The sequence below is a fragment of the Alteromonas alvinellae genome (assembly GCF_902705805.1).
Genome location: NZ_CACSIH010000167.1, coordinates 13004 through 31640 on the forward strand (window position 1 = coordinate 13004; position 18637 = coordinate 31640).

An 18637-nucleotide genomic window follows, 5' to 3' on the forward strand; every position below is an offset into this window, starting at 1 on the left:
TATCGGGCCCAACCATCATTCTTGACCGTTTTTTAAAAAGTACAATTCAGAAAACCCCATTTTTGCAAATTCGGTATCTCTGAAGTTTCTTACGGTTTTTTTGTCTTTACTGATAGCGGCAAGTTGCTGTTCAGTTTGCAGGAACTGGGAAAGGTCTATTCCCTCAGCATCGGCCACAGCTTCATGCATATTTTGATGGCGGCTGTAAGAAAAATTTATCTCTTTTGCCACACCTTTAAACTTATAACGTACTTTATGGGCCATGTTTTACTCACGTTGGTCGATGTAATTCAAAAACGGTTTAACCGCTATTATAAACTCAATTAGCGCTAATGATTAGCGTGTTAAAAAAGCGGGTGGCAAAATCATAGCGCGAGGTTTTTAAAATATTCGATGGAGAATTTAGTAGTTTTAGAGAAGCGTTAGCCTTTGCCTACTTTATTTACAAAATAAAGAAAAGCTGATTAAGCCAGCTTTATTTCGACGATGATGAAAGCTTTGATAGAGCGATTGAGGGGTAACCCCTGAAAAGCTGGTCAATGGCTTTGCACTCCGGAGGCAAAGGTCATAGGTATTAGCAGCTTTAGACCATTGTTTAGAGGTCATTATTAGATTTCGCAATATTACAGTCTTCACATAATACCTGTAAGTTACTTTTATCGAGTGCAAGGTCAGGATACAGGCTACGTGGTTTAATATGATCGACATGTAAGATCGCCCCTCTTTCCGAAGTAATACCACAGATCTTACAACTACAATCTGACTCTAGCAAAATTGAGAGTCTCAGCTCTCGCCATGCTTTCGTCCTATAAAAGTTGGTCTGTGTATTGAACTTCAAAATAGGGAGGTCATGCTTACTTCTGTATACAACTGGTTGTTCTCCTGGTTGATATACGAGCGCCATTCCACTATTTTTGCTAAACCATCTTTCAATAGCACTGATAGCGCGAGCGTGAGTTTTGTATTCACGCCTAAAACTCTTGCCCTCTTTTTGTAAAGTAACTCTTATAGTCATTGTTTGAACTGCTGTTCGCGATGGTAAGCCAAATAGTCTTGATGTTGATCGGCTAACGCAATTTTCATATTAGGATGTATACCTAATATTTGGAACTCTTCTAAATGCTCAGAGATTAAAATGCGGCCATTTTCATTAAAGCTGATGTACCCCAAGTCAAATGCTTTATCAATATTGGCTAAAAGTAACAAGCCGTTAAATGGATCAAGGCGCTCGTCGTTCTCAGATTTCGACCATGGCTTAATATGAGACGCTATAAGGAACGAGTAATTTTGATACTGGGTAACAGCGCAACCTTTCCAGTGACTGATCAAATCCTCTCTAAATCTTCCTTGACCGATACGTGTATTTACCATTACGGATTTTTGCGTCTCAGAGATAGTGCTATCCAGAATAATATCATCTATATCTTGTTTAACACTTACTTGTGTAATGTCTGATAAAAATGCTCTGTAGCTATTAATTGCTGCGCTGTACATTCCCTTACCTTGCTTATCTTTTGCTACAAATTCTCTTAGCTTAAAAGTTTTGTTTACTATAGTTTCATACTCATAATAAGAGCTTATGCTCAACAGACTCTGCTTTGTAATTCCTGCATCGTTTAACCAATTCGGTATAGAATTTTTTAACGCACCAACATAATTTTTTATAGTTTTTTCAGACTTACCTATAGATTTAGCCCAGCGACCGTATTGGTCCTCCAAGGTATCAAGGTTGGCCGTTAGAGCATTTCTTAGAACTGATGCAGTGCTTGGATTATTGAGATATTTAAATAGTTGTTCATCAAGGTATGCATAATCTACAAGCTTACGAATTTTCGTATCAGTGGCAGAGCGCATTGCGTCAAACTCAGCAACATTTTCCTTTAAAACTTTCAAGTGCCAAAGTCCAGAAGACTTTAAATGAAAAAAAGGTAGGAAAGGACTGTTAGTATCATTGTCCTGCTTTAATCGCATGAAATGCCAGCTAAAGCGCCTCTTTAAAGCATCATCATAATAAATTTTATTCTCTTGGATATGTCCTTGTTCAATGAGCTCTATGACAGCAAACATCATGCAAACTTTATGAGGTTTGGCTCTTCCTGAGGATCTATCAGGCCGCAGGCTTTGTAATCTGTTAACGTAATAAGTGAGTCTCATCCATTCATCCTTAAAATTAGTGTAAGAAAGAAAAACATTTTTCTTTGTCCGTTTACAAGTTGGTTCTCTGCCACATTATCCCTTCACCACTTCAACCGTAACCCACTTCACATCATCACGCTGCAACCCGTCCTTACCAGGAACAGTGTTTAAGTTGCGAGCCTTTAGGCCGTTACTTTCCGCTAAGGTCGCTAACTCTTCATAACTAACGGGGTGCATGGGCCTTGCTTCATCATTTGGGCCGAACCGAAGGCTTATATATAGTGTTCCATTTTCTGAAAGCAATTCTGCTAACCTTTTTAACGTGGGTGGCCTTTCATATTTAGGCAAGTGCATCCATACCGCTGAAAGCAGTATTAGGTCGTATGTGTTTGGTTTTTGGGGTAGGGCGGTAAGCGCGGGTAGGCTGGCGCTACACCATGTAACACTGTTATGCGAGTTGGCTTGTGCAAGGTTTCTTAGCCCACCGGCAGGCTCTGCGGCTGTTACGTTCCAGCCCTGTTCGGCTAGCCAGTTGGCGTCGCGGCCACTGCCTGCGCCTACATCTAGTGCGGTGCCTGCTTTTGATTTTTGTAGAAACGCTTTCCAATCGCTGTGCACACTTTCGGCGTCTACCGAATTATACAAATCGTAATAGTGCTGCGCTTTTTTGCTGTAGTGTTCAATTGTTTTTGTCACTATGAACAGAGTCCCTTCATTGTTTAATCTAATTTACCGCATGCCCAAAAACTCGGCTAGTTGCTCAACCTACCAAAACTTTGATCCAGCGCAAAGCTTAAAGTACACCACCCAGTATACATTAGCTATTAACCTTGGCGCTTTCGCCACTTTTCACCTTTATTGATAAACCACAGGGAGCGTCACTGTGAAAAAAACGCCGTTTATTCTATCCATTATGTTCGTTGTGTTTTTAATTGTGGTTGTTAGCACTATTTTTAGTGGCCCTGAAAATGTAGATGTGGTGTCGGGGAATGGGCGCATTGAAGCTACTGAAATTGGTATTTCAGCTAAAGTGGCAGGTCGTGTAGAAGAAATTTATGTGAACGAAGGTGACAGAGTAACGGCGGGTGATGTGGTCGCTAAACTCGGATACCACTACCATTAATAGCCAGCTTCAGCAGGCCAAGGCGCAGCGTCAGCAAGCTAAAAGTGCGGTAGAAGCTGCAAATATGGCGGGTGCACAGCGCCAAAGCGAAAAGTCAGCACTTCAAGCTGCATTGCTACAAACTAAAGCCGAGCTAAAAGCCGCCGAAGCGCATGCTGCCCGTACTAATGAATTGTCAAAAACGGGTGCAGTGTCTAAGCAATTGGCAGAAGATAATCTAACCACTGTTGAAAGCGCAAAGGCAGCGGTAAATGCTGCTAATGCTCGTTTAACAGCGGCCGATGCCACCATTGAAGCTTCGCGTGCGCAATATTACTCTGCACAGGCGGCAGTAAGTGCGGCCGATGCCACTATTGCGCAAATTCAGTCTGAAATTAACGATATGGTGTTAAAAGCACCACGTAGTGGGCGCATTCAATACCGTGTTGTAGAGCCTGGCGAAGTTGTTGGCGCAGGTGGCCGTGTACTTAGTTTGGTCGACCTAACAAACGTATACATGACATTCTTTTTACCTGCCACGCAGGTGGGCAAGCTAACAATGGGCGGTGAAGCTCGCATTGTGCTTGATGCTGCGCCCGATGTAGCTATTCCGGCTACCATTTCTTACGTTGCCGATGTGGCGCAATTTACACCTAAGTCGGTTGAAACCCAAAGCGAACGAGAAAAGCTAATGTTCAGGGTTAAAGCACAAATTCCTATAGATTTGTTAAAGCAGCACATTGAGAAAGTGAAAACGGGGCTGCCAGGTGAAGTATGGGTTAAGTTAAATGACAACGCCGAATGGCCTAGCGACCTACCTGAGCTTGTCGACTAATGAGCAATATTATTGAGTGCAATGCGCTAACGGTTCGCTACAAAAGCACCACGGCCATTCACAATATTGCCCTTTCTATTCCCGCAGGCCTGACGGTAGGCATTATTGGGCCTGACGGTGTGGGCAAATCTACGTTGCTATCGCTTATTGCCGGCGAGCGAGTTATGCAAAAGGGGCAGTTGCAGGTACTTGGTGGCGATATTCGTGATGAAAAGCACCGCGCCGCTATATGTTCCGACATTGCATATATGCCGCAAGGCTTAGGTAAAAATTTATACCCCACGCTATCGGTAGAAGAAAACTTACAGTTTTTTGCCAAACTTTTTGGGCATAATCGCGCGCAGCGTCGCATTCGAATAGATAACCTTACCAAACGAACCGGGCTTTACCCGTTTTTATCGCGTCCGGCTGGTAAGTTGTCTGGTGGAATGAAGCAAAAGCTCGGTTTGTGCTGTGCCTTAATACACGACCCCCGCTTACTTATTTTAGACGAACCCACCACAGGGGTAGACCCCCTTGCCCGCAGTCAATTTTGGTCGCTTATTAAAGATATCCGCAAAGCCCAGCCGAATATTACGGTACTGGTAGCTACAGCCTATATGGATGAAGCCCAACAGTTTGATCATCTAATAGCGTTAAATGCAGGTGAAATACTGGCAAGTGGCTCGCCAGCGTCATTGCTTGAGGAAACGCAAACCACCAATTTAGAAGCGGCATTCATAGCGCTTTTACCCGCAGGCGCAAAGCAGCAGCATCGCAACGTAGTTGTGCAGCCTTATAAAGCTAGTGAGCATACCAAAACCGCTATTGAAGCTAAAAATCTTACTATGAAGTTTGGCGATTTTACGGCAGTAAATAACGTTAGCTTTACTATTGGGAAAGGCGAAATTTTTGGCTTTCTAGGCTCGAATGGCTGTGGTAAGTCTACCACCATGAAAATGCTTACTGGCCTGTTGCCGCAAACCTCTGGCGAGGCATGGTTACTGGGCAGCCCGCTTGCTGCTAACGATATCAACACCCGCTACCGCGTAGGTTATATGTCGCAAAGCTTTTCTTTGTATACCGAATTAACCGTTCGGCAAAACCTTACGCTTCATGCCAAGCTATTCAAAGTAGCTAGCAAGATACTAAATTCGCGGGTAGATGAAATGCTTAACCGCTTTGCCTTAAGCCATCATCAACACAGCCTACCGAACGACCTTCCGCTTGGTATTCGCCAGCGTTTGTCATTAGCCGTGGCCATGGTTCATAAACCTGAAGTATTAATATTAGATGAACCCACTTCTGGCGTAGATCCAGTTGCCCGAGATAACTTTTGGCAGTTGCTTATTTCCTTAGCGCGAAAAGACGGCGTAACCATTTTTATCTCTACTCACTTCATGAATGAGGCCGTACGGTGCGACAGAATTTCGCTAATGCATGCAGGCGAAGTGTTGGTAACCGACACACCAGAGGCCATAAAAGCATCTAAATCTGCCGATACGTTAGAAAGCGCGTTTATCGATTACTTAGTTGAAGCACAAACGCCTGCGAACCAGGCTCAAAAGCCAGATCAAAACGCGCAAGAAAGTTTTAGTGCAGATAAAACCACACCACCAAGCAAACGCGCAAAAGGCTTACGACGGTTGTTAAGCTATGCCTCGCGTGAAACCCTTGAACTTATTCGCGATCCTATTCGCTTAACTATGTCGTTCTTAGGCAGCATGGTGTTAATGATGGTGATTGGCTATGGCATTACTATGGATGTCGACGACTTAAGCTATGCTGTATTCGACCGCGATCAAACTTCTACTAGCCTTAACTATCGCAATGCTTTATCTGGCTCACGCTATTTTAATGAGCAGCCTGCTATAACCAGTTACGCCGATATGGACCGGCGAATGAAAAGCGGCGAACTTTCATTGGCTGTGGAAATTCCTCCCGAATTTAGCCAAAAGCTGCATAAGGGCGAACAAGTAGAAATAGGGGCATGGATTGATGGCTCTATGCCATCACGGGCAGAAACGATAGAGGGTTATGTAACAGGTATTCACTTGAAATGGCTTTTGCAGCAAGCTTCACAAGCTAGCCAAGTGCAGTCGACTAGCAGTATTAATGTGGAATCACGCTATTTATATAATCCAGATGTTCAAAGCTTAGTGGCAATCGTACCTGCGGTAATGCCCATGTTATTGTTGATGATCCCTGCGCTTTTAACATCGTTGGCGGTGGTACGTGAAAAAGAGCTAGGCTCGATAATCAATTTGTACGTCACGCCAGTTACACGCATCGAGTTCTTGTTGGGCAAGCAACTACCCTATATCGCTACTTCGTTTGTTAGCTTCTTGCTGTTAGTTGCAATGGCAGTGGGGCTTTTCGATGTTCCATTAAAAGGGGATATGCTGGTGCTATGCATTATAACGTTGTTATTCGTTACTTTTTCTACCAGCTTTGGTTTGTTGGCTTCAGTTTTTACGAACAGTCAAATTGCCGCAATTTTGCTTACCACCATTGGCACCATGGTTCCGGCTGTGCAGTTTGCAGGCATGATAACGCCAGTTTCTGCCTTAGAAGGGGCAGGGCGCTTAATAGGAGAGCTTCACCCCATTAGTTATTTTTTAACTGCTAGCCGAGGAATATTTAGCAAAGGGTTAGGCTTTGGTACGCTTGATTTTGCAGTGTTTGCCATTGCTATTTCTATTCCAATTACACTGTGGCTTGCCACTGTTTTGTTGCGCAAGCAGGAGCGCTAAACCGTGGAAATTAAAAATGTAACCCAGTTAAGTATAAAAGAGCTTTGGAGTCTATGGCGCGACCCGGCCATGCTTATTCTTATTGCTTATGTGTTTACAGTAAACATTTACACTGCGGCCACTGCGGTACCCGAATCTTTGCACAATGCGCCCATTGCCTTTGTTGATCACGACAACTCGCAGATATCTAATCGAGTGATAGATGCTTTTTACCCTCCCTATTTTCTAGCGCCAGATATCATTGAAAGTAATGAAGCCGACACGTATTTAGACACAGGTAAGTATACCTTTGTGGTTACCATTCCCCCTGAGTTTGAAAAAGACATTATGGCCGGGTTACAGCCCGACGTTCAGGTTAACGTTGATGCCACGCGTATCAGCCAGGCGTTTACCGGCAATGGTTACATTACTGAAATAATCACCGATGAAGTGAACGCATATTTACAGGGCTATAAGTCTGACACTGTTTACCCTGTCGAACTGATCATGCGAGCCCGCTTTAACCCCGCGCTTGAAAGTTTTTGGTTTGGTTCTGTCATGGAACTTATTAATGCCGTAACAATGGTAGCCATAATTTTGTCTGGGGCTGCGCTTATTCGAGAGAAAGAGCGCGGCACTATAGAGCACCTGTTAGCTATGCCAGTGTCAGACAGTGAAATTATGCTTTCTAAGCTGTTAGCCTCGGGGGTAGTTGTGTGGGTTACTACCTTGCTTTCGGTGTATTTAATTATTCAATGGGTACTTGGCGTACCAGTCAATGGCGAAATATGGCTTTTCATGGTGGCTGTTGCTTTACAGTTATTCGCCGTATCGAGTATGGGTATTTTTATGGCCACTATTGCGCGCTCTATGCCCCAGTTCGGATTGTTACTCATCTTAGTGTTATTGCCGCTTCAGTTGCTTTCTGGTGGTGTAACACCAAGAGAAAGCATGCCTGAATTCATTCAATACGCAATGTTGCTAATGCCTAATACGCACTTCGTAATGGCTTCCCAAGGGGTATTGTATCGAGGGGCGGGCGTTAGCGTTATATATCCTCAGTTATTGGCGCTTTTAGCTATTGGTTGTGCGTTTTATTTTATAGCGCTTAAAAGGTTTAAAAGCACCATTGGTAGTATGGCTTAGAAGCGCTATCTAGTTTTGCGTCCATTCTCTGTTTTATTGCTCTATTTTTAATGTAAATAGAAATAATTGTCATTTAAATTAAGCTTAAGCTGTTTTATACTCCTGCCCCGAAAACATCCAAACCCTTCAAAACCAATAACAGAGAAAACCATGAAATTAAGCAGTTTATTTGCACTAACGCCTATCGCGTTTGCGTTGTCGGTAAATGCGCAAACTACGCAAAGCGATACGGTAGAAGTAAAAGAAGCAGACGTTGAAAAAATTCGTATTGTTGGCGTTCGTCAAAACCGCGTTAGCCGCGGCGCAACGGGCTTAACCATGGAAATTAGCGAAACGCCTCAGTCTATTAGCATTCTTTCTGAAGACCTAATGCAGTCGTTCGGTGCGTTTAATATAAACGATGCGCTAAAGCTAGCGCCGGGTATCAACGTAGAAGAGTGGGAAACTAACCGTACCAACTATACGGCCCGTGGTTTTGAAATTAAAAACACTCAAATTGACGGTGTAGGCCTGCCGAACGACTGGGGTATTGTTACCGGCTCTGTTGAAGCGTACGGTTATGAAGAAATTGAAGTTATTCGTGGTGCCAATGGCCTTTTAACCGGTGTGGGTAATGCGTCGGGTACCATTAACTATGTGCGCAAGCGTCCAACTAATGAAGAGGGCGGTGAAATTGGCGCAAGCATTGGCTCGTACAACTTTAAGCGCGTGCAGGGCGACTATTCTATGCTGCTTACTGAAGACGGCAGCTGGGCAGCTCGCGTGGTAGCCAGTGTTGAAGATAAAGAGTCACACCTTGATGGCCTAGAGAACGATCGCAGCTTTGTGTACGGTGTTATCGACGGTCAGTTAACCGACAACGCTACCGTAACCTTTGGATTGTCTTATCAAGATGCTAATACCGATGGCAACACTTGGGGCGGGCTAGTATTTAATTACACCGATGGCACCCAGGCCGAGTGGGACATTAGCGATACCACAAGCCAAGATTGGACGAAATGGGATACCGAAACCACCAATGCGTTTGTAGAGCTAGACTATGTGTTCGATAACGATTGGCAGCTACTGCTTAGCTATAACTACCGCGACTTTGAAGATCAAAGCAAACTGTTTTACGCCTACGGCGCAATTGATAAAGACACAGGCTTAGGCCTGGTTGGCTGGCCGGGTCGATACGATTCTGAGCGCGATTCTCATCTAGTAGAAGGCCGTGTTTTTGGTGATTTTTCGCTATTCGGTCGCAACCATGAAGTGAACTTTGGGGTAAGCCACGCTACCAGCGACGATGTGTCTTTCGTTCACGCTTTTGATTATGCCACTACACCTGCCTATGGGCCAACGCCTGCGTTCCCTTATGCGTTAGATGCTATTGCCGAGCCTGATTGGCTTGCCGCTTCAGAGTATTCAAACATTGAGCAAAACCTAACCCGTTACTTCGGTTCTGCGCGTTTCAGCGTTACCGATGAAATGCATGTTATTGCTGGTTTCAACGCTATTGATTTTGAGCGTACAGGGCAAAACGCTGGCGCCGTTATCGATAACTCAGAAAGCGAAGCCAGCCCTTACGTTGGCGCTACTTACGCGGTAACAGAAGACGTGAACGCGTATGTAAGTTATTCAGATGTGTACCAGCCGCAAGAGCAGTACGACATCAACGGGCAGTACCTTGACCCAACTAAAGGCCAAAACTTTGAAGCAGGCGTGAAAGCCCAGTGGTTCGATGACCGTTTATTAACCACGTTCGCGTACTTCACTGCAGAGCAAGACAATTTGGCGGCCTACGCTGGCACTAACCCAGACACGCTTCAGTACTACTACAAAGGCGTGTCGGTAGAGTCTGACGGTTTTGAAATTGAAGTAGCAGGGCAGGTAACCGATGCTCTGCGTGTTAATGCGTCTTACACCGCTATTGACGTAGAAGACGAGCAAGGTAACGATGCTAACTTATGGGCACCGCGTGACGTAGTAACCTTTCAGCTAGCGTACACAGTACCGCAAGCACCAGAAGTAGAACTGGGTTTTGGCGGTCGCTGGCAGTCTGAAATAAGCAATGTGGATTATAACGTTGAACAAGGCGCGTATTTCTTAGGTAATGTGTATGCATCACGCGCGTTTACTGAAGATCTTACTGTTCGCATGAACATCAATAACATCTTCGATAAGAAGTACATTAACAGCCTACACACCGTGGGTTATTACGGCGCAGGCATTAACGCCCAGCTAAGTGCGTCGTATAGCTTTTAATTAAAGCGCTATATTAGGGTAAAGGTAGCTAACCTGTAGGGGCGCTACCTTTTGCTTTCAGCAACCTGTCTTGCTACTTTCATCTGCCGCCTTTCTTAGCATAAGCATGCATACGCCGGTATTTGCTCAGCCCGATAAACAGTCTGTTTAAACTATCGATGTGCAGGGCGAGAAAACCACGCCTCTTACACCAAGCCACTGCCTTGATTAAAATTAGGTCAGTTGCTAGTGTATTTAATCTGCATAAAAAATGGACTTTTAAAAACGTATGTTTCAACAAACATGGGTTCATTTAACTGGCCGCTTCTCGCTTTTTACCAATGAAAGCGAGTAATAATAAAGTAGGTGAACTCAATGTTTCCAACCGCGTTATCGCGCTTAATATTAAAGGGCTTTATCGCCACCTTAGCCTTTGTATCTATTGATGTTTTGGCACAAACCTCGGAATCCTGTAACAGCTCAGATGCAGTGTTTTATAACGGTGTTATATATACCGCTGACGATAAAAACTGGCAGGCCGAAGTGGTAGCAGTTGAAAACGGTCGCATAGTGTTTGTTGGTAAAGAGGCCGACGCAGCGCCTTGGTACTGCGGTGCTGAAAAGCGTATTGATTTGAAAGGCAGCACGCTTTTTCCAGGTTTTACCGATAGCCATCAGCATCTTGAAGGTATAGGGAAGCGCACACGCACGTTAAGTTTGTTTGGCATTGCCACGCTAAAGCAAACGGTAGCTGAAATTAAAAGCTTTGCCCAAAACGTACCAGACGGTGAGTGGGTATTAGGCCGTGGATGGATAGAGCGTGAATGGCAAGACGAGCAGCGTTTTCTGACCGCGGCCGACCTAGACCCATTCACTCGAAATAAGCCGCTATTTATGCCTCGCGCCGACGGTGTTTCAGCCGTGGTAAACTCAAAAGCGTTGGCCCTAGCTGGTGTTACCAAAAACACGCCCGACCCAGAAGGCGGAAAGTTTGAGCGCTATGACGATGGCACGCCCACTGGTTATGTTTTGGCAACGGCAATGGACTTCTTTAGAAATATTTTACCCCCCGAGTCCGACCAATATATACAAGATAATTTAAAACGCGGTATGCAGGTAAATGTGTCGCAAGGATGGACGGCAACGCACGACGCAGGCATGAAGTGGCGAGAGGTTCAGCAGTTAAAGCAACTGGCCAATAATGTCGAGATGCTGCACCGGGTTTATATTGCTATACCTATTAGCGAGTCAGAAAAGCTTTTTCAAAATGGCACTGAAACGCTTGCAGAAGGGCTGTTTTATTTAAACGGGATCAAGGTGTTCATCGACGGTACATTGGGTTCCCGTGGCGCTGCGCTACTTGCGCCCTACAGCGATGCCGATCACAGCGGCTTTATGAACCGCACCACAAAAGATGAACTTATGCCGGTACTGGAGCAGGCCTTAAAGCAGGGGCTCCAGGTGATGACCCACGTTATAGGTGACCGTGCGTTGTACTCCACGCTAAATTGGTACGAAGAGGCATGGGAGGCGTTGCCCAAGGCTAAGTGGAAAAGCGACGATCTGCGCTGGCGCTTAGAGCACGCGCAAATTATTCCACCTAATCAGCAAGACAGACTGGCAGACATGAACATTGTGGCATCAATGCAGCCTAGTCATGCTATAGGTGACTTAAACTTTGCCCCAAGCCGTTTAGGATACAGCCGCTTAGAATACGCCTACCCGTGGAAACCGCTGGTGGATAAAGGCGTTGTTTTGGTGGGTGGCTCAGATGCCCCTGTTGAAGTGGGCGACCCGCGCATTGAGTTTTACGCAGCCATTACCCGTAGTAGACTTAACGGTACGCAAGATAATGGTTGGCACCCAGAATTATCGTTATCTCGGGAAGATGCGCTTCGCATGTTCACCCTATGGCCTGCCTATGCGTCGTTTCAAGAAGATAATTTAGGCTCTATTGAAGTAGGCAAGCTCGCCGACTTTTCTGTTTTCGACACTAATTTTATGACGGCAGAACCTAGCGATATTTTGAAGGCCAGCGTTGTGATGACGGTGGTAAACGGCAAGGTAGTCTTCCAAAATCTTACCAATAATTAATCTGCTTTTATAACCGCTACATGCCGTTGTGTGCGGCGTTTTCTCGACTCTTCTTAATAACAAAGCGTTCTTTTATCCTAAAGGCTAATATAATATTCATCTAATGGGTGATAATTATCTCTTAAAGGTTTATTTTTTAGTGAATCTATTCTAATTTAGGGGTGCATATTAGTTTGGTTGTATTACATTCTATTCAACAACCGCTAATAAGCGTTGCCTACGCCAATAATAAAAATAATCAAAAAACTTAAAACGCTTAAAAACCACAAGTCTTGAAGGAGAAACACATTGGATCAAGGTAACTTCCCTAAAGGGAAAAAACTTAATCGAATAACCTCAGCCATTATTGCTAGTTCATTACCGTTTTTTGCGGCAATGTCAGCACCTGCTTTTGCACAAGAAGCAGAAGAGAAAGCAGAAGATTTTGAAAATATCATTGTAACGGGTACACGCATGAGCAACCGCTCTGCAGCCGACTCGCCAGTGCCGGTAGATGTAATTACGGGTGAGGAATTCCGCCAAAACTCGTCAAGCGACGTGCAAGATATGCTGCGTACGAATGTACCGTCGTTCGACGTAAATACACAGCCAATTAGTGACGCCGCTACTATTGTGCGCCCGGCTAACATGCGCGGCCTGTCGCCAGATAACGTGTTGGTACTGGTAAACGGTAAGCGCCGTCACCGTGGCTCTATTATCTCTTTCTTAGGTGGTGGTATTTCTGATGGTGCGCAGGGTGTTGATATTTCGGCAATTCCATCACTCGCTCTGAAGCAAGTAGAAGTACTGCGTGACGGTGCATCATCACAGTACGGTTCAGATGCTATCGCTGGCGTACTTAACTTCTTACTTCGCGATAACGACGAAGGATTTGAGTTCCGCGCTAACTATGGCTCTACCTATGAAGGCGACGGCGACAACTACACTATTTCAGCCAACGCTGGCTTCTCGTTAGGTGCCGACGGCTTTGTAAATATCACGGGTGAAATTCGCGACGTTGAAGGTACGGTACGCTCAGTAGTACGTAACGACGTGCAGGGCATGGTTGATGCGGGTTACCTAACACAGTCAGATTTTTCTACCATTAACACCTATACCAACGAAGTGCCACAGTATTGGGGCCAGCCAGACGTAGAAGATGACTACAAGCTATTCATTAACTCAGCGTATGAGCTAAACGACAAAGCTGAGCTTTACCTATTTGGTAACTACGGCAAGCGTACAGTAACCGGTGGTTTCTTCTACCGTAACCCAGTTACTGAAGGTAGCCAGCGCGGCGGTGTATACGCAGGTCCACTGGTTGACCCACTCACAGGTTTAGCCGATCCAGACGGCGTGCACTCAGTACTTGTTGGCGACCTTGACGGTGTGGGCGTAGGCGGAAGCTGTATTGACGGTATTCCAATTGGCGGTGAAGGCAACGTATTCCCCGACCCAACATTCCTAGCGCAAGTTCAGGCAGACGATAATTGTTTCTCGTTCATTGAAACCATCCCAACGGGCTTTGTACCGCGCTTTGGAGGTGATAACGAAGACATGGCGTTCACTGTAGGTGTACGTGGTGACTTAGATGTTGGTAACGGCTTAGGCTACGACTTCAGTGCGCAGCGTGGTTCGAACCGCACAGACTTCTTTATTAAGAACACCATTAATGCGTCATTAGGCCCAGCAACCCCTCGCGACTTCGTACCTGGTGGTCAAGAGCAAACCGAAACCCTAGTTAACCTTAACTTTGTATACGGTGTTGATGTAGGTTTAGCGTCTGACTTGAACGTTGCGTTTGGTGCTGAATATCGCAAAGAAGAGTTCGATCTATTTGCTGGTGATGAAGCGTCTTATGCGCTTGGCCCGCTAGCAAGCCAAGGCTTCTCGTCTAGCTCTAACGGTTTTGGTGGTTTCCCTCGTGATACCAGCTCGTCGCAAGACAGTAACGCGGTTTACATTGACTTGGAAGCCGACGTAACAGAGCAACTTACCCTGCAAGCAGCGCTGCGTCGTGAAGACTTCAGTGAGTTTGGTGATACTACCGACTTTAAACTGGCGGGTATTTTCCACGTAACTGACGACTTCCGTTTACGCGGTGCGTACTCAACCGGTTTCCACGCGCCAACAGCGGGTCAAGCAAGCATTACTAACGTTACCACGCAAAACGTGAACGGCGTGTTGATTGACCAAGGTACACTGCCATTGTCATCGGCGGCAGGTCAATTAGCGGCTGACTTCATTGAAAGCCAAGGTAACGGTCGCCCAGACCTAGGGCCAGAGGAAGCAGTGAACTTCTCATTCGGTGCATCAATTGATGTGGCAGACATGAGCTGGACCATCGACTTCTACAACATTGAAATGGAAAACCGTGTAGCACTTGGTGCTAACGTAAATTTCCTAGATGCGCTTAACTTTGCCGGTGGCGGTACAGATTACGCAACCGTATCTGAAGCGCTTACCGAGCTTGATGCGTCGGGTATTATCGACCGTTCAGACTTTATCGGCTTAGACGATTTGTCGCAGTTCCGTTTCTTCTCGAACAGCTTCGACACCACAACGCGCGGTATCGACATTGTAGGTAACTACAGCTTCGATTTATGGGAAGGTAATTCACGTATTACCCTAGCGGCGAACTACAACGAAACTGAAGTGGACGATGTAGGTACGCTTAACCCAATCGGCGAGGGCCGTGTTGCAGCTATTGAAGACTTACTGCCAAACCTTCGCGGTAATATTTCGTGGACGCACACGCAAGGCGCATTGCGTACGCTTGTTCGCGCTAACTACTACGGTGGTTGGGACGATACAGGTAACGGTGTAGACGGTATTGATGCGGCTATTTTGATAGACGTTGAGGCTAAATACTCTTATAGCGAAAACCTCGATCTTGTTATTGGTGTGAACAACCTGTTCGACGAATATCCAGAAGAAAACCCAAGTGCGGGAAGCTTAGGTCAGCTTTACTCAGAAGCTAGCCCGTTTGGTTTCAATGGTGGTATGTGGTACGTGCAGGCACGCTATACTTACTAAGCTATTTTTAGCCAGATAAAAAGCTAACTAATTAGTTTAAAACAAAATTGAATACCGCTTCTTGTTATAAGAAGCGGTATTTTTTTGACTGAAATTTATTCAAGTACTAGTTTTTGCTACTGATATTTTTTAAGCTCTAGGCGCGACACCATACCTTTGTGTACTTCGTCAGGGCCGTCAGCTAAGCGAAGGGCTCTTGCGCCAGCCGCAAAACGGGCCAGCGGGAAGTCGCTACACATGCCTGCACCACCGTGAATTTGTAGTGCCATATCTACGACGTTTTGAAGCATATTAGGCACTACCACTTTGATGGCAGAGATCTCTGTCATAGCATGCTTAACGCCAAGGTTATCTATCTTCCATGCCGCGTGAAGGGTAAGCAAACGCGCTTGCTCTATTGCCATGCGAGCATCAGCTACACGCTCTAGGTTACCGCCTAAACGGATGATGGGCTTACCAAAGGCAACCCGTTCGTGACCGCGTTTAAGGGCAAGCTCTAATGCTTTTTCTGCCATGCCGATAGCGCGCATGCAGTGGTGAATACGGCCAGGGCCCAAGCGACCTTGTGCTATCGCAAACCCCTTGCCCAAACCCATTATGATGTTGTCTTTACTTACGCGAACATTATCAAAGTGCATTTCTCCATGGCCGTATGGCGCATCATAATCGCCGTAGGCATCTAGCATGCGCTTTATGGTAATTCCTGGTGTGTCTAGCGGCACTATCACCATACTGTGGCGGCTGTGCTTGTCGTTATCTGGGTTCGATAAACCCATGAATATCGTGAAGGCTGCATTAGGGTGTCCTAGGCCTGTCGACCACCACTTCTTGCCGTTAATAACGACGTCGTCACCATCTTCAATAATGGTTGCGGCCATGTTGGTAGCATCAGACGATGCAACATCCGGTTCGGTCATGCCAAACACTGAGCGGATCTCGCCAGCCAGTAATGGTGTTAGCCATTTTTCTTTTTGTGCATCGCTGCCAAAGTGATACAGCACTTCCATGTTGCCGGTATCAGGCGCATTACAGTTGAAGATTTCAGGGGCAAACAGGTATTTACCCATGCGTTCAGCCATTGGTGCGTATTCAAGCGTGGTAAGACCTTGGCCTAATTCAGCATCTGGCAGAAATAAATTCGCTAAGCCCGCTTCACGTGCTTTGGCTTTTAGTGCCTCGGTGCCAGGGTGCAGCTTCCAGTTTTTCCAGTCGCCGTGGTTATTTTCTTTATGGTGAAAGTCGTAAACTTCATTTTCAATTGGCGCAATATGCTCAGCAATGAAGTTATCCAGCTTTTCTAATAAGGCTTTGGTTTTGTCGTTATGTGAAAAATCCATAGGGTACCTTTACTTTTAAATTGCTCGTTGAAGTTTGTAACGCTTTTCAGCAGCGTATTTAGGCTTTTCATCACATGGTTAGCATGCTTGTTAAGCGTGCACTAAATCCATGTTCTTTCGCTATCGATGAATGAGTGCGAAAGTGTTTCGTTAGCCTCATACTAGAGAAACTTGCCCAGTGAATGAAATGAAATATAATCCTTGAATGGTGTGAATTTCATTCATGGTTTGCGCAATGCTTGAAAGCAGACAATTTGAAAAACTAGATTTGAATTTGCTAAAGGTGTTCGAAGCGCTTTGGCAGCATAGAAACATGACCCGTGTGGCTGAAGCGCTGCATATTACGCCGTCGGCAGTTAGCCATGCCATGCGCAGGTTTCGGGATATTTTAGGCGACCCGCTTTTTGTTAAAGAAAAGCAAAGCATGTTGCCCACCGCCGCCTGCGAACGGTTAGCTCCTGCTATTTTGAAAGCCTTGGGTGATATTAGAAAAGCACTGGGGGAGTTCACTGATTTTAACCCGTTACATAGTCATCAGCGCTTTGTTATAGCCATGCAAGAGTCATTAGAGTTAGGGGTTTTGCCCGTACTGCTTTCTACCTTAGAAAAACAAGCTCCTAATATTGAGATAGTAAGCACTCGCTTACATCGTGACACCATACTAGCTGATTTAACCAACCGAAACCTTCATTTGGTCATTGATATTGGCCGCGCCGTTGCTGCACCTATTTCCCATTCGCTTTTACGTCGCGATACCTACAAAGTGCTTATGAATAAGCAAAACCCCTTGGCGCAGAATTTAGATAAGAAAAAGTATGTGGCAGCACGCCATATTACGGTGTCTAACCGTGCTAAAGGTGCGTCGGTGGAAGAAATTGCGCTGCAACAGTTGGGCGTAAGCCGGCCTTCTTTATGGCGTTGCCAAAACTACCGAGCGGCAGCAGATGTGGTGGCAAATACCCATGCTTTATTAACCTTGCCGGGTTCAGTAGCCGATGCGGTAAGTGACGATAACCTGATAAGCACTAAGCTGCCTTATCAAATACCCGCATTGGAAACGCACCTTTACTGGCATAGCCAACAAGAAGGCGAGCCAGGGCTGATGTGGCTACGGGATTTAATGCTACACTTGTTCGCTGAATCTGGTCTTACCAGATAGGTTCTGATAGGATTTAATGCTATCGACGCAGGTTCGGGTGAAAGGAAGTAATAATGAAAATTCACACATTAGCGGGCTACATACAGCATATTTATCTTGTTGAAGATAAAAGTGGCCTGCTGTTGCTTGATGGTTGTAGTCGTGCCGATGTAGACAATGTGTGCAATTACATTACCCAAACCCTAGGGCGCCCGTTAACCCACTTGAAGCTTATTGTGGTTACCCACATGCATCCTGACCACGCCGGTGGCGCTGTTGCGTTGCGCAAGCGTACAGGTGCGCAGGTGGCGTCTCATCCTAAGGCGGCTAACTGGTATTCGGGTTTCGCGGGGCGTACCGCTCACGGTATCGACTTGCTATTAACCTGGTGGGTGGCAAATCGTATTGGCAAACCAAGAATGCCCATTTGGTACAACCCGATATTAGCGCCAGACATCACGCTTAAAGACAATCAAACCCTACCGGGCTTTTCTGATTGGCAGGTAATGTACACGCCAGGCCATACCGATCATGACCTAACCCTTGCGCATATTCCCACGCAGCAGGCTTACATAGCCGATGTATTGGTACAGGTTAAAGGAGAGTTAGTGCCGCCATACCCTTTATGTCACCCAAACCAATACCGTGAAAGCTTAAAAAGGCTGGCTCAGTCACAAATTGATACATTCTTTTGCGCCCATGTACCACCGACGAAAAAGTCAGATATCGATTTTGAACACGTAATCGAAAATGCACCGCGCAAGCCCAAGAATCACTGGCATTCCAGCAAAAACCGCATAAAGAAAAAGCTCTTTAACCAGACCCGCGAGCATTAAATAGCCAACGCGTTTTTTATTTCACAGTGATAACTTAGCTGGCACCGCCCTTGCTTTTATCCCT

Annotated in this window: 14 protein-coding genes; 9 read left to right on the plus strand and 5 right to left on the minus strand. The window is 45.7% G+C overall.

All coding sequences use genetic code 11. The features are described 5' to 3' along the window. Window positions 1-15: 15 nt before the first annotated feature. The 4 genes from ACX5KA_RS12470 to ACX5KA_RS12485 form a co-directional block, all read right to left on the minus strand. A complete protein-coding gene (locus tag ACX5KA_RS12470) occupies window positions 16-264 on the minus strand; it encodes a DUF2960 family protein (RefSeq protein ID WP_071817702.1) in 249 nt (82 codons plus the stop codon). A 331-nt stretch (window positions 265-595) separates the two neighbouring features. Then, window positions 596-1015 carry an HNH endonuclease gene (locus ACX5KA_RS12475; protein WP_458731299.1) on the minus strand — a complete coding sequence of 140 codons (420 nt, stop codon included), beginning with the start codon at window positions 1013-1015 and terminating at the stop codon, window positions 596-598. Next, window positions 1012-2154, minus strand: coding sequence for an HNH endonuclease (locus tag ACX5KA_RS12480; RefSeq protein ID WP_458731300.1), 1143 nt, complete (start codon window positions 2152-2154; stop codon window positions 1012-1014). The genes ACX5KA_RS12475 and ACX5KA_RS12480 overlap by 4 nt, the downstream gene beginning before the upstream one ends. A gap of 75 nt (window positions 2155-2229) precedes the next feature. Continuing rightward, window positions 2230-2832, minus strand: a complete 603-nt coding sequence (locus ACX5KA_RS12485; protein WP_458731301.1) for a class I SAM-dependent methyltransferase — start codon at window positions 2830-2832, stop codon at window positions 2230-2232. 187 nt (window positions 2833-3019) lie between these two features. On the opposite strand from ACX5KA_RS12485, the gene ACX5KA_RS12490 reads away from it, so the two are divergent. The 7 genes from ACX5KA_RS12490 (at window position 3020) to ACX5KA_RS12520 (ending at window position 15262) form a co-directional block, all read left to right on the plus strand. Next, entirely contained in the window at window positions 3020-3259 is a 240-nt protein-coding gene (locus ACX5KA_RS12490; protein ID WP_458731302.1) for a biotin/lipoyl-binding protein, read from the plus strand. Continuing rightward, window positions 3225-4073, plus strand: a complete 849-nt coding sequence (locus tag ACX5KA_RS12495) for an HlyD family secretion protein (protein ID WP_458731303.1) — start codon at window positions 3225-3227, stop codon at window positions 4071-4073. The genes ACX5KA_RS12490 and ACX5KA_RS12495 overlap by 35 nt, the downstream gene beginning before the upstream one ends. Then, on the plus strand, window positions 4073-6805 hold the full coding sequence (gene rbbA / locus ACX5KA_RS12500; RefSeq protein WP_458731304.1) for a ribosome-associated ATPase/putative transporter RbbA: 2733 nt from the start codon (window positions 4073-4075) through the stop codon (window positions 6803-6805). The genes ACX5KA_RS12495 and rbbA overlap by 1 nt, the downstream gene beginning before the upstream one ends. Before the next feature lie 3 nt (window positions 6806-6808). Continuing rightward, window positions 6809-7930: an ABC transporter permease gene (locus tag ACX5KA_RS12505; protein WP_039221123.1), complete on the plus strand. Its 1122-nt coding sequence runs from the start codon at window positions 6809-6811 to the stop codon at window positions 7928-7930. 150 nt (window positions 7931-8080) lie between these two features. Beyond that, window positions 8081-10174 (plus strand): TonB-dependent siderophore receptor, encoded by a 2094-nt coding sequence (locus ACX5KA_RS12510; protein ID WP_458731305.1) that lies wholly within the window; start codon window positions 8081-8083, stop codon window positions 10172-10174. A gap of 354 nt (window positions 10175-10528) precedes the next feature. Then, a complete protein-coding gene (locus ACX5KA_RS12515; RefSeq protein WP_458731306.1) occupies window positions 10529-12247 on the plus strand; it encodes an amidohydrolase in 1719 nt (572 codons plus the stop codon). A gap of 288 nt (window positions 12248-12535) precedes the next feature. After that, window positions 12536-15262, plus strand: coding sequence for a TonB-dependent receptor plug domain-containing protein (locus ACX5KA_RS12520; protein WP_458731307.1), 2727 nt, complete (start codon window positions 12536-12538; stop codon window positions 15260-15262). A 116-nt stretch (window positions 15263-15378) separates the two neighbouring features. On the opposite strand, the gene ACX5KA_RS12525 is transcribed toward ACX5KA_RS12520, so the two are convergent. Continuing rightward, window positions 15379-16599, minus strand: coding sequence for an acyl-CoA dehydrogenase family protein (locus tag ACX5KA_RS12525; protein WP_039221112.1), 1221 nt, complete (start codon window positions 16597-16599; stop codon window positions 15379-15381). A gap of 235 nt (window positions 16600-16834) precedes the next feature. On the opposite strand from ACX5KA_RS12525, the gene ACX5KA_RS12530 reads away from it, so the two are divergent. Together ACX5KA_RS12530 and ACX5KA_RS12535 are read left to right on the plus strand one after the other, a co-directional pair. Beyond that, a complete protein-coding gene (locus ACX5KA_RS12530; RefSeq protein ID WP_039221153.1) occupies window positions 16835-17758 on the plus strand; it encodes a LysR family transcriptional regulator in 924 nt (307 codons plus the stop codon). Between the two features lie 53 nt (window positions 17759-17811). Next, a complete protein-coding gene (locus tag ACX5KA_RS12535) occupies window positions 17812-18573 on the plus strand; it encodes an MBL fold metallo-hydrolase (protein WP_039221108.1) in 762 nt (253 codons plus the stop codon). The last annotated feature ends 64 nt before the right edge of the window (window positions 18574-18637 follow it).